The 14,360-nt window shown below is 67.2% G+C and carries 13 protein-coding genes; 7 read left to right on the forward strand and 6 right to left on the reverse strand.

Annotation, left to right across the window (positions count from 1 at the left end; translation table 11 throughout):
- Positions 1-4: 4 nt before the first annotated feature.
- The 5 genes from FHS28_RS21010 to FHS28_RS21030 all read right to left on the reverse strand — a co-directional run bounded on the left by FHS28_RS21010 (position 5) and on the right by FHS28_RS21030 (position 5,580).
- On the reverse strand, positions 5-1,075 hold the full coding sequence (locus tag FHS28_RS21010) for a sulfate/molybdate ABC transporter ATP-binding protein (RefSeq protein WP_088453914.1): 1,071 nt from the start codon (positions 1,073-1,075) through the stop codon (positions 5-7).
- A gap of 24 nt (positions 1,076-1,099) precedes the next feature.
- Positions 1,100-1,984 carry a sulfate ABC transporter permease subunit CysW gene (cysW, locus tag FHS28_RS21015; protein WP_088453913.1) on the reverse strand — a complete coding sequence of 295 codons (885 nt, stop codon included), beginning with the start codon at positions 1,982-1,984 and terminating at the stop codon, positions 1,100-1,102.
- Position 1,985: 1 nt separating this feature from the next.
- Positions 1,986-2,867 (reverse strand): sulfate ABC transporter permease subunit CysT, encoded by an 882-nt coding sequence (cysT, locus tag FHS28_RS21020; protein WP_088453912.1) that lies wholly within the window; start codon positions 2,865-2,867, stop codon positions 1,986-1,988.
- A gap of 10 nt (positions 2,868-2,877) precedes the next feature.
- Complete coding sequence (locus FHS28_RS21025; RefSeq protein WP_088453972.1) at positions 2,878-3,882, reverse strand: sulfate ABC transporter substrate-binding protein; 1,005 nt, start codon at positions 3,880-3,882, stop codon at positions 2,878-2,880.
- Positions 3,883-4,767: 885 nt separating this feature from the next.
- Positions 4,768-5,580: a glycosyl transferase gene (locus tag FHS28_RS21030; protein ID WP_088453911.1), complete on the reverse strand. Its 813-nt coding sequence runs from the start codon at positions 5,578-5,580 to the stop codon at positions 4,768-4,770.
- A gap of 232 nt (positions 5,581-5,812) precedes the next feature.
- Between FHS28_RS21030 and FHS28_RS21035 the strand changes: the two genes are divergently transcribed.
- The 6 genes from FHS28_RS21035 (at position 5,813) to FHS28_RS21060 (ending at position 12,691) form a co-directional block, all read left to right on the forward strand.
- A complete protein-coding gene (locus FHS28_RS21035; RefSeq protein WP_088453910.1) occupies positions 5,813-6,769 on the forward strand; it encodes a TauD/TfdA dioxygenase family protein in 957 nt (318 codons plus the stop codon).
- Positions 6,770-6,917: 148 nt separating this feature from the next.
- The gene (locus FHS28_RS21040; protein ID WP_088453909.1) at positions 6,918-7,916 is read left to right on the forward strand and encodes an ABC transporter substrate-binding protein; all 999 of its coding nucleotides are present in this window, start codon (positions 6,918-6,920) and stop codon (positions 7,914-7,916) included.
- 257 nt (positions 7,917-8,173) lie between these two features.
- Positions 8,174-8,941, forward strand: coding sequence for an ABC transporter ATP-binding protein (locus tag FHS28_RS21045; RefSeq protein WP_310736846.1), 768 nt, complete (start codon positions 8,174-8,176; stop codon positions 8,939-8,941).
- Positions 8,941-9,807: an ABC transporter permease gene (locus FHS28_RS21050; protein WP_088453908.1), complete on the forward strand. Its 867-nt coding sequence runs from the start codon at positions 8,941-8,943 to the stop codon at positions 9,805-9,807. Before FHS28_RS21045 ends, FHS28_RS21050 begins: the two co-directional genes overlap by 1 nt.
- Positions 9,808-10,124: 317 nt before the next feature.
- Positions 10,125-11,501, forward strand: coding sequence for a pyridoxal-phosphate dependent enzyme (locus tag FHS28_RS21055; protein ID WP_088453970.1), 1,377 nt, complete (start codon positions 10,125-10,127; stop codon positions 11,499-11,501).
- Positions 11,498-12,691, forward strand: a complete 1,194-nt coding sequence (locus FHS28_RS21060) for a trans-sulfuration enzyme family protein (protein WP_088453907.1) — start codon at positions 11,498-11,500, stop codon at positions 12,689-12,691. The genes FHS28_RS21055 and FHS28_RS21060 overlap by 4 nt, the downstream gene beginning before the upstream one ends.
- Before the next feature lie 146 nt (positions 12,692-12,837).
- Here the strand turns inward: FHS28_RS21060 and FHS28_RS21065 are convergent, their stop codons facing one another.
- Positions 12,838-13,032, reverse strand: a complete 195-nt coding sequence (locus FHS28_RS21065; protein ID WP_088453969.1) for a hypothetical protein — start codon at positions 13,030-13,032, stop codon at positions 12,838-12,840.
- 334 nt (positions 13,033-13,366) lie between these two features.
- Between FHS28_RS21065 and FHS28_RS21070 the strand changes: the two genes are divergently transcribed.
- Positions 13,367-14,320, forward strand: a complete 954-nt coding sequence (locus tag FHS28_RS21070; RefSeq protein ID WP_088453906.1) for a LysR family transcriptional regulator — start codon at positions 13,367-13,369, stop codon at positions 14,318-14,320.
- Positions 14,321-14,360 lie beyond the last annotated feature (40 nt).

Consider the following 14,360-nt stretch of genomic DNA (forward strand, 5'->3'; position numbering starts at 1 on the left):
AGCCTCAGGCGGCCTGGGTCAGGCCGAAGACACTCAGGCGCGAGGCCTGCAGGCGCACCTGCTGGCCGCTGGACAAGGCCAGCGCTTCCGCCTGCTCGCGACTGAGTTCCGCTTCCAGATGCTCGCCCTGCGGGCCGCGCAGTTCCACCCGCGCCGCCGCGCCGAAGCTCAGCACCCGCTCGACGGTGGCCGGCAGGCCGGGCGCGTCGGTCTGGGGAATGATGATCAGCTCGTGCGGGCGGGCGTAGGCTTGCACCTGACCTTGCGGATCGTGGGCGGCACTGGTCAGCCCCTGGGCCAGCAGCTGGTCGCCCACCCGCAGCGTGCCGCCTTCAGAGCGGCCTTCGAAGCGGTTGACCGCCCCCAGGAAGCCATAGACAAACGGCGTCGCCGGATGTTCGTAGACTTCCACCGGCGCGCCCACCTGCTCCACCCGGCCATGGTCCATCAGCACCACCCGGTCCGCCACTTCCAGGGCTTCTTCCTGGTCGTGGGTGACGAAGATGCTGGTGATGTGCAGCTCGTCATGCAGACGGCGCAGCCAGCGGCGCAGTTCCTTGCGCACCTTGGCGTCCAGGGCGCCAAACGGCTCGTCCAGCAGCAGCACACGCGGCTCCACCGCCAGGGCGCGTGCCAGGGCGATCCGCTGACGTTGGCCGCCGGAGAGTTGCGGCGGATAACGGTCGGCCAGCCAGTCCAGCTGCACCAGTTGCAGCAGCTCATGGACCTTGCGCTTGATCTCCGATTCCGGCGGACGCTGCTTGCGCGGCTTGACCCGCAAGCCGAAAGCCACGTTGTCGAATACCGTCATGTGCCGGAACAGCGCGTAGTGCTGGAACACGAAGCCGACCTCCCGCTCGCGGACATGCGTGTCCGAGGCGTCCCGGCCGTCCAGCAGCACCTGGCCGCGGTCGGCCGTTTCCAGGCCGGCGATGATGCGCAGCAGCGTCGTCTTGCCGCAGCCCGAGGGGCCCAGCAGCGCGGTCAGCTCGCCGGTGGGGAAGTCCAGGCTGACATCGCCCAGCGCGGTGAAGCTGCCGAACGACTTGTGAATGTTGCGGACTTGAATGCTCATGGGGATCTTTCTTCGGCGTGCCGCTCAGTCAACGACCACGGCGCGCGAGGCACGCCACTCAACGAATTGCTTGAGCACCAGGGTGCCGACGGCCAGCAGGGCCAGCAGGGAAGCGACCGCAAAGGCGGCGGCGAACTGGTACTCGTTGTAGAGGATTTCCACCTGCAGCGGCAGGGTGTTGGTCTGGCCGCGGACATGGCCCGACACCACCGACACCGCCCCGAATTCCCCGAAAGCACGCGCATTGCAGAGGATCACCCCGTACAGCAGGCCCCACTTGATGTTGGGCAGGGTCACATGCCAGAAGGTGCGGAAGCCGGAAGCACCGAGCACCGTGGCGGCCTCTTCTTCATCGCGGCCCTGGGCCTGCATCAGCGGAATCAGCTCGCGGGCCACAAACGGGAAGGTCACGAAGACGGTGGCCAGCACGATGCCCGGCACGGCGAAGATGATGCGGATGTCGTGTTCCTGCAGCCACGGACCGAACCAGCCCTGGGCGCCGAAGATCAGCACGTAGATCAGGCCGGCCACGACGGGGGACACCGAGAACGGCAGGTCGATCAGGGTGATCAGCAGCTGCTTGCCGCGGAAGTCGTGTTTGGTGATGGCCCAGGCGGCGCACACGCCGAACACCAGGTTCAGCGGCACCGAGATGACGGCGGCGAGCAGGGTGAGCTTGACGGCCGAGACGGTGTCCGGCTCGACCAGGGAGGCTGCATAGGCGTCCCAGCCCTTGCGCAGGGCTTCGGTGAACACGGCGATCAGCGGCATCAGCAGGAACAAGGCGAAGAAGCCCAGTCCCAGCGTCAGCAGCGTGTAGCGCACCCAGCGGGCTTCGCGGGTGGCGGGGTTGCCCTGATAGTGGCCAGCGCTGCGAGCGCGGCCCAGGGTGGCGGCAGATCCGGCCATCTCAGCGCTTTCCGTCCAGTCCGTTGCGGCGCACGCTCCAGGCCTGCAGGCCGTTGATGGCCAGCAGCAGCGTGAACGAGAACACCAGCATCACGACGGCGATGGCGGTGGCGCCCACGTAGTCGTACTGCTCCAGCTTGGTGATGATCATCAGCGGCGTGATTTCGCTGACCATCGGCATGTTGCCAGCGATGAAGATGACGGAGCCGTACTCGCCCACGGCGCGGGCGAAGGACAGGGCAAAGCCGGTCAGCAGGGCCGGGGTGAGCATCGGCAGCACCACCAGGCGGAAGGCCTGCCAGCGATGGGCGCCGAGTGAGGCAGCGGCTTCTTCCAGTTCGGTATCCAGGTCTTCCAGCACCGGCTGCACCGTGCGCACCACAAAGGGCAGGCCGATGAAGATCAGCGCCACCAGCACGCCCAGCGGCGTGAACGCGACCTTGATGCCGAGCGGTTCCAGCTGGCTGCCCAGCCAGCCGTTGGGGGCGTAGAGCGCGGTCAGTGCAATGCCGGCGACGGCGGTCGGCAGGGCGAAGGGCAGGTCGATGAGGGCATCCACCAGCTTCTTGCCGAAGAAGTCATAACGCACCAGCGACCAGGCCAGGATGAAGCCGAAGACCACATTGATGGCGGCGGCCAGCAGGGCGGCGCCGAAACTCAGGCGGTAGGAGGCCAGCACCCGGGGCGAGGTGGCGGCGGCCCAGAAGGCCTCGGCGCCATGGCCGGCGGACTTCAGGAACACCGCGCACAGCGGGATCAGCACCAGCAGCGAGAGGTAGAAGAGGGTGAAGCCCAGGGTCGGGGCGAAGCCGGGCAGCACGCGGCGACGCTTGCGGGCGGGCGCCGGTGCGGCCGACGCCGGGGACAGGACGGCGGTGGTCATGACGGGGACTTCAGCGCTTCAGCGAGCCCATGATCTGGTCGTACTGACCGCCGTCGACGAAGTGGGTCTTGTAGACCTTGCTCCAGCCGCCCAGGGTCTGGTCCACGCCGAACAGCTTGATCGGCGCGAAGCGCTGCGCGTGCCTCTTGAACACGGCGGGGTCGCGGGGGCGGAAGTTGTTCTGGGCGATGATTTCCTGGGCTTCGGGGGTCCACAGGAAGTCCAGATAGGCCTTGGCCAGGGCGGCGGAGCCCTTCTTGTTCACCACCTTGTCGACCACGGCCACGGGGGCGTCGGCTTCGATCGAGATGCTGGGGTAGACGACCTCGAACTGGCCCTTGCCGAATTCGTTCTCGATGAGTTCCGCTTCGGATTCGAAGGTCAGGAGCACGTCGCCGATGCCGCGTTGGGTGAAGGTGGTGGTGGCGCCGCGGCCGCCGCCGTCCAGCACGGGGACGTTGGTGAGGATGCGGGTCAGCAGGTCTTTGGCCTGGGCGTCGGTGCCGCCTTTGGCGATGACGCTGCCCCAGGCGGCCAGGTAGCCGTAGCGGCCGTTGCCGGTGACTTTGGGATTGGGGATGATGACCTGGACGCCGGGGCGGGCGAGGTCATTCCAGTCCTTGATCTGTTTCGGGTTGCCTTTGCGGACCAGGAACAGCATGGTGGAGCTGTAGGGGGCGGCGGCGTTGGGGAAGCGCTGGCGCCAGTCGGCGCTGGTCAGGCCCTTCTCGGCGAGGGTGTCGACGTCGGTGGCCTGGTTCATCGTGACCACATCGGCTTCGAGGCCGCCGATGACCGAGCCGATCTGTTTGGAGGAGCCGCCGTGGGACTGGTTGATGGTGACGGTCTGGCCGGTTTTTGTCTTCCAGTGGGCGACGAAGGCGGGGTTGATCTGTTTGTAGAGTTCGCGGGCCACGTCGTAGGACACGTTCAGCAGTGTCGCGGGGGCGGCGGACTGTGCCAGCGCCGGGGTCCAGGCCTGGGCGCCGAGCAGCGGCAGCGCGGCGGCCAGCATGAGGATCTGGCGGCGGGGCTGGGAGGTCTTGGCGGCGGACGGGGCCGAGGCAGCGCGGACGGAAGGTGTGGACATGGCGAAATCGTGGCAATCGACTGTGAGTCGGACCACATAGCTTGCCGCACACCGCTTATTCTCTAAACGACTCTTTCCTTATTTCAATATAACTGGGCCCCCCAGTCGCTTCGCTCCTGCCCCCAGGGGGCGCCAGCCGGTGGCCTGGCAAAGCCAGTTCCACGGCTGTGGCTGGATGGGCCCCTCAGTCGCTGCGCTCCTGCCCCCGGGACGCGCCAGTCTGCGGCCTGGCAGAGCCAGTTCCGCGGCTGAGGCTTGGGGGCGCTCCCGCTGCGCGGGGCGGGGGTGGCTAAATCGTTGAATTCCGCAGGATCGTGAGGCATCGCGGGTGCCTCCCCCAGGCTCCCGGGGTGCCGTCACGTCCTGGGACTCACCATGCAATTCCGGTTGTGCCGGTGGGGCCTCCATGGAAAGAACCCGTGCTCACAGTGTTGGCCAGTCGCTCCCGCAACGCCAATCACCATTTCATCCAAGCTCCTGCTTCCACCGCATAACGCCATCCGCCCCAGCCTGGCGCAGCCCCGGCGCCCCTCAAGCTACAGCCGTGGAACCGGCTCTGCCGGGACACCGGCTGGCGCCCCTGGGGTAGGAACGGTTGCAACTGACGGGCTCGCTCCACCAGCCGGGCGCAGCCCCGGCGCCCCTCAAGCTACAGCCGTGGAACTGGCTTTGCCAGGCCGCAGGCTGGCGCCCCTTGGGGGCAGGAGCGTTAGCGACTGGGGGGCCCATCCAACCACAGCCGTGGAACTGGCTTTGCCAGGCCGCAGGCTGGCGCCCCTTGGGGGCAGGAGCGTTAGCGACTGGGGGGCCTCATTCCTTCCAGTAGTGGGTGAGCCAGGGCGTGGGGCGGACGTAGCGGGTGAGATGGCGCCAGCGGTTGGTCACGCCCTTGCCAAACGTGCCCTTGAAATGCTCCCACGGCGTCTCGTGTGCAGGCTCCTGCTGCGTCCAACGGCCCACCAGCACGTCGCTGGGGTTCGGCCCGCCCGGGAACGTCACAATCTTCGCGCCCTTGGGCAGCTTGGCCGACTTGAAATAACGCAGCGGGAACGGCGGCAGGCAGTGCAGACGGAAATGCCGCGTCCACGTCGGCGGCCAGAACTTGATGCCGCCTGGCACCGACGCCGTCACAAAATGCTGCTCAAACCCATGGCGATCCGCCACGCCCTGCGGGTCCGCACGGAACTGCTCAATGATGTGCGGGTACTTGCCCACCGGGAACCGGAACACCGACGTCTGCCCCAGCTTCTGCATCGGCTTGGCCCAGTTGCGCGCCAGCACCACATCGTCCGGACTGCCGTGCGTGAAGTAGCCGTCAATGTTGTCCACGATCACCGAATCCAGATCAATGAACAGCACCGGCCCCGACAAACCCGTCGTCGGCCCCAGGTCCGATCCCCACATCACCAGCTTGCGCCACTTGCCCATCGACTTCTTGGGCCACTCGCATCCCAGCTCCGGCAGGTCGTAGGCATCCACCTCCGGACGGATGCCTTCCTTGTTGTCGGTCAGGCACACCAGACGGAAGTCACCCGTGACATGGCGACGCAGCATCCCATACAGACGGTTCACATAGTCCGCCCCGTAGGCCGTGCCCCACTTCACGCAGATGACTTGCTTCATTCCCATTCACTCCCCGGACGGACTCCCGCCCCTGATAAATCAAACACCTCAGGGACCCGGACTGTCGCCCGTCTCTCTCATTCGCGTAGATAAGGGAAGGAGTGGATCCGCAGAACTCGCAGCAGCTGCGAGGGCGACACCATAGCAGAACCGGCCTAACCTCGAAAATCGTGCAAGTACATGCATCCTTATTCGTTGGCGACCGATCGGACGCTTCCTAGAGTCGGCCTCCATGACTGCCACCGCCTCCCCCTCCCCGGTCGCCTCCCTGCCCTTGTCCGCCTCGCCGACCCTGTCGGCCACGGCCGCCCAACGCCCATCCGCCCGCAGCAGCCGTTTCGAGATCCGCCCCTTTGACGGCCCGCTGGGCGCCGAAGTGCTGGGCCTGGACCTCGACCTGCCGGTCGACGCGGCCACCTTCGCCCAGCTGCACCGCGCCCATCTGGACCACCATGTCCTGGTCTTCCGCGACCAGCGCATCACCCCGGCCGCCCACGTCGCCTTCAGCCGCCGCTGGGGACCTCTGGAGATCCACGTGCTGCGCAACTTCCAGCTGCCCGACCATCCGGAGATCCTGCAGGTCTCCAATGTGCGGGACGCCAACGGCCAGCCGCGCGGACTGGGCGATGCCGGTGTGTTCTGGCATTCCGACCTGTCCTATAAGGAAAAGCCCAGCCTCGGCTCACTGCTCCATGCCCAGGAATTGCCGGCCGAGGGCGGCGACACCCTGTTTGCCAACCAGCATCTGGCCTACCAGGAGCTGCCGCAGGCGCTCAAGGATGCCGTGCGCGGTCTGCGCGCAGAGCACAGCTATCTCGCCCGTTATGAGGAACTGCGCGCCCGCAACCCCTGGCGTCCGGCGCTGACCGAGGCGCAGATCGCCGAGGTGCGGCCTGCGGTGCATCCGGTGGTCCGCATCCATCCGGAGACCGGCCGCCCCGGCCTCTTTGTCAGCGAGCACTTCACCACCCGCATCGTCGGGATCCCGGAAGACGAAAGTCGCGATCTGCTCCAGCAACTGTATGCCCTGAGCACCCGGGACGCGCTGGTCTACCGCCACCGCTGGCAGCCGCACGACCTGGTGTTCTGGGACAACCGCTCGGTGATGCATCTGGCTACCGGCTGCCCGGAGCATCTGCGCCGCCATCTGCATCGCACCACCATCGAGGGGACGGCGGTGATCGGCTGAACGCTGAGGCGTCCAAGCTGACCGCGTCGCCGTGGCCGGTGCCGCCGCCGTGATCGCGCTGGCCTCGTCGCCTGCGGTCGCCACCCCTGCTGTTGACGCTTCACCGCTGCCTCTCCACGCAGGCCCATGACGTTCTGAAGGTTCTCCCATGAAAAAGATCCTCGCCGCCGCCCTGGCCGCCACCCTTGGCCTGAGCGCCCTGCCCACCCACGCCGAAGGCCAGCTGCGCATCGCCGAGCAGTTCGGCATCGTCTACCTGCTGCTGAATGTCGCGCAGGACCAGAAACTCATCGAAAAACACGGCAAGTCGGAAGGCGTGGACATCCGCGTGCAATCGGTGCAGCTGTCCGGCGGGCCGGCCATCAACGAAGCCCTGCTGTCTGGCAGCATCGATGTGGCCGGCGCCGGCGTCGGACCGCTGCTGACGCTCTGGGACAAGACCCGGGGCCGCCAGAACGTGCGCGGCATCGCGTCGCTGGGCAACTTTCCCTACTACCTCACCAGCAGCAACCCGGCGGTGCGCACCATCGCCGACTTCAGCGACAAGGACCGCATCGCCCTGCCCGCCGTCGGCGTGTCGGTGCAGTCCCGCATCCTGCAGCTGGCTTCCGCCCGCCAATGGGGGGACAGCCAGTTCAACCGTCTCGACCGCCTGCAGGTGGCACTGCCCCATCCGGACGCGACCGCCGCGCTGATCAAGGGCGGTACCGAAATCAATGCCCACTTCGGCAATCCGCCGTTTCAGGAGCAGGGTCTGGCCGGCAACCCGGCGGTGCATGTGGTGCTGAGCAGCTATGACGTCCTGGGCGGACCGGCCTCCGCCACGGTGCTCTACACGACCGAAAAATTCCGCAAGGAAAATCCCAAGACCTACAGGGCATTCGTCGCCGCACTGGCCGAAGCGGCCGAGTTCGTCACCCGCCATCCCGAGCAGGCCGCGGAGATCTACCAGCGCAACGAAGGCTCCAAAGTCCCGCGCGATCTGCTGCTCAAAGTCATCCGCAATCCGGAGGTGCAGTTCAAGATCGCGCCGCAGAACACCCTGGCGCTGGCCGAGTTCATGCACCGCGTGGGCGCCATCAAAAACAAGCCGACGTCGGTGAAGGACTACTTCTTCGACGACCCGCACAACGCGTCGGGCAGCTGAAGGAGGCGATGATGAGCGCACGTCCTGACGTGGTGGAGCGATGGTCTGGCGTCAATGCCGGACAGGACGAGGCTAGACGGCTGCGCCTGGCGGGCCACGCGGGGGACCCTGCGGAAGTAGCCGATGCGGATGCCGTGTCCGGAACCCCGCTGAAGTTTCGCGTCGCACGCCGCGCTCCCAGTCGCCCCCATCTCCAGCCACGCGCTGTGGGGGAAGCCGTGAATGCAGTCGCGGCTGCGGCTGCGGCGGTTGCAGAGGTGGATGCGCCCCCGCATGCCGCCACGCACCAGCCTCGCCTGCGTGTGGACAACGTGAGCCTGGACTATCGCGTCGACCGCCGCAGCATCCGGGCGACGCATCAGGTGGCTTTTGATGTCATGCCGGGCGAGCGTTTCGTGCTGCTGGGCGCATCCGGCTGCGGCAAGTCGTCCTTGCTCAAGGCGGTCGGCGGTTTCCTGCCAGCCTCCGAAGGCCGGATCCTGCTCGATGGTCAGCCCATCTCCGGCCCGGGCCCGGATCGCATGGCCGTGTTCCAGGAATTCGATCAGCTGCCGCCCTGGAAGACGGTGCTGGACAACGTCGCCTTTCCGCTCACCGCGTCGCGCAAGCTCGACGTCGCAGGCGCCCGCCTCCACGCCCAGGACTGGCTCGCACGCGTAGGCCTGGCGGGCTTTGCTGGGGCGTTTCCGCACCAGCTCTCGGGCGGTATGAAGCAGCGGGTGGCCATTGCCCGTGCGCTGGCGATGTCGCCGCGCATGCTGCTGATGGACGAGCCGTTCGCCGCCCTGGACGCCCTCACCCGACGCCGCATGCAGGAAGAGCTGCTGGCGCTATGGGAGCAGGAGCGTTTCACCCTTCTGTTCGTCACCCACTCGATCGAAGAGGCCTTGCATGTCGGCCATCGCATCCTCGTGCTGTCGCCCCATCCGGGCCGCGTGCGTGCCGAGTTCAATGCCCAGGGCCTGGATGGCGCGCAGCGGCTCGCGCTGGGGCAACGGATCGAACAGCTGCTGCTGGAAACCTGATGAGTCTGATGGCCCCTGTCCGTCGCCCTGACCGGTTGCTGGATCCGCAGCCCTACGTTCCGACCACCGCCCAGCCCGTGCCGCTCTGGCAGCGGCTCGCCGAGGCCAGCGGTTGGCGGCAGGCTTTGCTGCTGGTGTTGCTGGCCGGTCTGTGGGAGGTGGCAGCCCGCCTTGCTGACAACGACCTGCTGTTGCCCCCCTGCTCCGCCGCCGCCCGGGCGCTCGTGACCGACCTCGCCAGCGGCGAGCTGCTGATGCGCGCCGGCGTGTCGCTGCAATTGCTGCTTCAGGGATACGGGCTGGGCGTGGTGCTCGCCCTGGGCCTCACGGCACTGGCCACTGCCACCCGCTGGGGTCGGGACCTGCTGGCCAGCCTCACCGCCATGTTCAATCCGCTGCCGGCCATCGCCCTGCTGCCGCTGGCCCTGCTGTGGTTTGGCCTCGGCGCCCGCAGCCTCGTTTTCGTGCTGGTGCATGCGGTGCTCTGGCCGCTGGCGCTGGCGGCCAGTGCGGGCGTCTCCGCCGTGCCGGAAACGCTGCGCATGGCAGGGCGCAACTACGGCCTGACGGGGCCGCGCTTCGTTGCGCAGATCCTGCTGCCGGCGGCGCTGCCGTCCATCCTCTCCGGGCTGCGGGTCGCCTGGGCCTTTGCCTGGCGCACGCTGATCGCGGCGGAACTCTTCTTCGGCGCCTCGTCGGGTCAGGGGGGATTGGGCTGGTACATCTTTCAGAACCGCAATGAACTGATGACGGACCATGTCTTCGCAGGCCTGGCCCTGGTCATCCTCATCGGCTGGCTGGTGGAGCGGCTGGTCTTCAGCACCATCGAACGCTGGACGGTGCGACGCTGGGGCATGCAGCGCTGAGGTCTGTCGGCTGCCGCTCCGAGGCGAGCCGTTTGCCCCTCGCCGCCGTCAGGGGACTGCGCCTTATGCAGTGCCGGTGTAAGCTGCTGCGTGAACCGCAGTTGGTGGGCGCTGTCCATCCAGGCTAGGCTGCCCGGTTTTGCCCGCGCACCGCGCTACCCGCGCGGCGGCGACGAGGGCGATGTCCCCCAGATCCCATCAGGATTCAAGGAGCTTGCATGACCGCCATCGACACGGCCGCCCCCCGCAGGGCCGCTGATCCGTCTTCCCCTTCTTCTGCTGCCCAAGGCTCCGCGCGCGGCGGCGCGGCCTCCGCGATGCATGCGCCGCACGCCCGCCCGGCGGTGCTGGACCTGATCGGCAACACGCCGCTGGTCCCTGTGCGACGTCTGGACACCGGCCCCTGCGAGCTCTTCCTCAAGCTGGAATCCCAGAACCCCGGCGGCTCGATCAAGGACCGCATCGGTCTTTCGATGATCGAAGCCGCCGAGCGCGATGGCCTGCTCCCCCCCGGCGGCACGGTGGTGGAAGCCACCGCGGGCAACACCGGTCTGGGCCTGGCGCTGGTCGCCCGCGCCAAGGGCTATCGCGTGGTGCTGGTGGTGCCAGACAAGATGTCCGCCGAAAAAGTGCTGCAGCTCAAGGCGCTCGGCGCCGAAGTGCACATGACCCGATCCGATGTGGGCAAGGGTCACCCGGACTACTACCAGGACCGCGCCGCGCGCCTGGTGCAGGACATTCCCGGCGCCTGGTATGCCGACCAGTTCAACAATCCGGCCAATCCGCTGGCGCATGAGACCACCACCGGTCCGGAGATCTGGCAGCAGACGGGGCATCGCATCGATGCGCTGGTCTGCGGCGTCGGCTCGGGCGGCACGATGACCGGCCTCTCCCGCTTCTTCGCCAAGGTGCGACCGGGCCTGGACCTGGTGCTGGCCGACCCCGAGGGCTCGGTGCTGAAGGACTATGTGGAAACCGGCCACTACGGCGAGGCCGGCTCCTGGGCGGTGGAGGGCATCGGGGAGGACTTCATCCCGCCGATCGCCGATCTCAGCGGCGTGCGGCATGCCTATGCCGTCAGCGACACCGAAAGCTTCGCCACCGCCCGGGAGCTCTACCGCGCCGAAGGCATCCTGGCCGGCTCATCCAGCGGCACCCTGCTGGCCGCCGCGCTGCGCTACTGCCGCGCGCAGACCACGCCGCGCCGGGTGGTCACCTTCGTCTGCGACACCGGCACCCGCTACCTCTCCAAGGTCTACAACGACCCGTGGATGTTCGACCAGGGCCTGCTTCAGCGTGCCCATCTGGGCGATCTGCGCGACCTGATTTCCCGCCGGACGGAAGACGGCGCCGTGGTGAGCGTCTCCCCGGACGACACCCTCGCCACCGCCTTCTCCCGCATGCGCCAGGCCGATGTTTCCCAGCTGCCGGTGCTGCAGCAGGGCCGTCTGGTGGGCCTGCTCGATGAATCGGACCTGCTGGCCCAGATGCACATGGACGCCCGGCACTTCAAGGATCCGGTGACCTCCGCCATGAGCCATGATGTGCAGACCCTGCCTCCCGGAGCCCCCCTGTCTGCGCTGATCGAGCAGCTGCGCCGGGGCCTGGTGGCGGTGATTGCCGACGACCAGCGCTTCTATGGCCTGGTCACCCGTTTTGATTTGCTGAACCATCTGCGAAAGGGCTTGTCATGAGCCAGTCTTCCAAAGACTCCCACGGCGCCGATCTGCGCTTCGACACACTGGCGATCCACGGCGGCCAGCATCCCGACCCCTTGACCGGCGCGGTGATGCCGCCGATCTACGCCACCTCCACCTACCGGCAGCAGAGCCCGGGGGTGCATCAGGGCTACGAATACGGCCGCACCCACAACCCGACGCGTCAGGCGTATGAGCGGGCGGTGGCCAGCCTCGAAGGCGGGGTGCAGGCGTATGCGTTCTCCTCCGGTCTGGCTGCGATGGCCACGGTGCTGGACACCCTGGATGCCGGCGCCCACATCGTCGCGGGCGACGACCTGTATGGCGGCAGCTACCGCCTGTTCGAGCGGGTGCGCCGCAAGAGCGCCGGTCTGCAGGTGACTTATGTGGACAGCACGAATCCGGATCAGGTCCGCGCCGCGCTGCGTCCGGACACCAAGCTGATCTGGATCGAGACGCCCAGCAACCCCATCCTGAAACTGACCGATCTGGCCGCGGTGGCCGCCATCGCGCGCGAGCATGGCGCGCTGACCATCGCCGACAACACCTTCGCCAGCCCCTGGGGGCAGCGGCCGCTGTCGCTGGGCTTCGATGCGGTGCTGCATTCGGCCACCAAATACCTCAACGGCCACAGCGATGTGATTTCCGGCGTGGTGGTGGTCGGCGGAGAAGAACGCCAGGCGGCGCTGCGCGAGCAGCTGGAGTTCCTGCACAACGCGGTGGGTTCGGTGGCCGGGCCGTTCGACAGCTTCCTGGCGCTGCGCGGGCTCAAGACCCTCGCCCTGCGCATGGCCCGTCACAACGAGAGTGCCCTGTCGCTGGCGCAATGGCTGGAAGGCCAGCCCAAGGTCCGCAAGGTGCATTACCCCGGCCTCGAGAGCCATCCGCAGCATGCACTGGCCCGACGCCAGATGCGCGGCGGCGGCGGCATGATCAGCGTGCAGCTGGACACCGACCTGGCCGGCGCCCGGCGATTCCTGGAGCGAGTGCGCATCTTCTCGCTGGCCGAAAGCCTGGGCGGTGTGGAGAGCCTGATCTCCCTGCCGGCGCTGATGACCCATGCCTCCATTCCCGCGGACAAGCGGGCGGCTCTGGGGATCACCGATTCGCTGGTGCGCATCTCCGCCGGCATTGAGGACGTCGAAGACCTGAGGGCCGACCTGCAGGCGGGGCTGGACGCCATCTGAAGGGCAAAGGGGCGGAGGGGCTGGACGCCAGAGGCCGCTCCCTGCTCCCTGCCCCCGCCTCCGCCGCCGCCCGGCCTCCGCTTCGGCGGAATGGAACTCCCGCCCTTGGTCTGACCTGGCGCCGACAGCCGCCCAGTGGCCCGACACTACGGCCTGCCGCCCAGCACTCGGGCCGGCAGGAAGAGGATCGCCTTCAGCAGTGCAAAGACGGCTTCCACGCTGATCCCGATCAGTCGGAACGGCAGCAGCACCAGCCAGACCACTGGCCACAGCAGCAGGGCCAGCAAGGCCAGCGGCCAGCACAGCACGAACAGAATCAACCACAGCAACAGGCTCAACATCTTGGGCTCCCGCACCATCGCGCCGCCGGGAAGGCGACCGAGCGGTCACTGTAGAAAACTCCCACCGTCGCGACACCCCGCTTTGCGATGAACCGCTGGCGGGAGGGGTTGAACTGTCTCTGAAGCTCAGCTGACTGTCGTCGACGGTCCATGACAGCGCTCGATGGCGGACACCGAGGCCAACCTTCCATCGTCGCTGCACCCGCACCGGGGGAATTGCGAAGCCTGGCGACCGTGCATCTTCATTGACCCGGAAAAACCATAGGGATTGAATTTCTCGATCCTGTTAAACCGAAGTTATGTATGATGCAGCTTCGTCTTTTCGGAGAGTGAGATGAGTTCACTGAATTACCGTCACCTGCATTACTTCTGGGTGGTCGCCAAGGAAGGCGGCTTTGCCCGTGCGGCCGACCGTCTGGGCATGGCGGTGCAGACCATCAGTGCTCAAGTGCGGGAGCTGGAACGTGCCCTTGGCCATCAATTGCTCAAGCCGGAAGGCCGCGGCCTGGTGCTGACCGAAGCCGGTCAGGCGGCCTTCAGCCGCGCGGAAGAGATCTTCCAGATCGGCCAGCTGGTGCCCCATGAGGTGCATGAAGCGGCCACCCAGCGGGTGCAGCGGCTGTCCGTGGGCCTGTCGGACGGCCTCTCCAAACTGGCCGCCCATGCCCTGCTCGCCCCGGTGCTGGACACGCCGAACCTGCGCCTCGTATGCCATGAAGGCGAGGTCGACCAGCTGCTCGGCGAACTCGCCCTGCACCACCTGGATTTAGTACTCACTGACCAGCCAGCCCCCGTCAATCCGACACTTCGCATCACCAGCCAGCTGCTGGCCAGCACCCAGGTCGACTGGTGGGGCCCGGCGGATCTGGTCGCTCGCGCGCAGCGGACCGGCGCCCGTCCCTTCCCTTATGTGCTGGAGGACCTGCCGGTGCTCCTTCCCACCCGTCACGCATCCCTGCGGGCCAGCATCGAACGCTGGTTTGAGCAGCATCACATCCGCCCGCAGGTCGTGGGAGAGTTCGAAGACAGTGCCCTGATGAGCGTCTTTGCTGCCCGCGGGTTGGGGGTGTTCCCGGTCAGCCGCCTGGGTGCGGACGACCTGGCGCTGATGAGCGGCCTGCACCTGCTGGGCCAGACGGACGTGGTCGAAGACGTGCACGGCATTTATTCCCGCCGCGGTCAGAATCATCCGCTGGTGGCCAAACTCCTGGCTTCACGCCGCCAGGGACGTGCCGAAACGGACAGTCTTGAGACTTCCGAATTTCCTGCTGAAGTATCAGCTAATTGATGGTTTTTCGGAAGTCGATGAAGCTCTAAGGTGCAGTCTA

Origin of the sequence: Roseateles terrae, from assembly GCF_014192155.1 — a bacterium.
GTDB lineage: Bacteria > Pseudomonadota > Gammaproteobacteria > Burkholderiales > Burkholderiaceae_C > Roseateles > Roseateles terrae.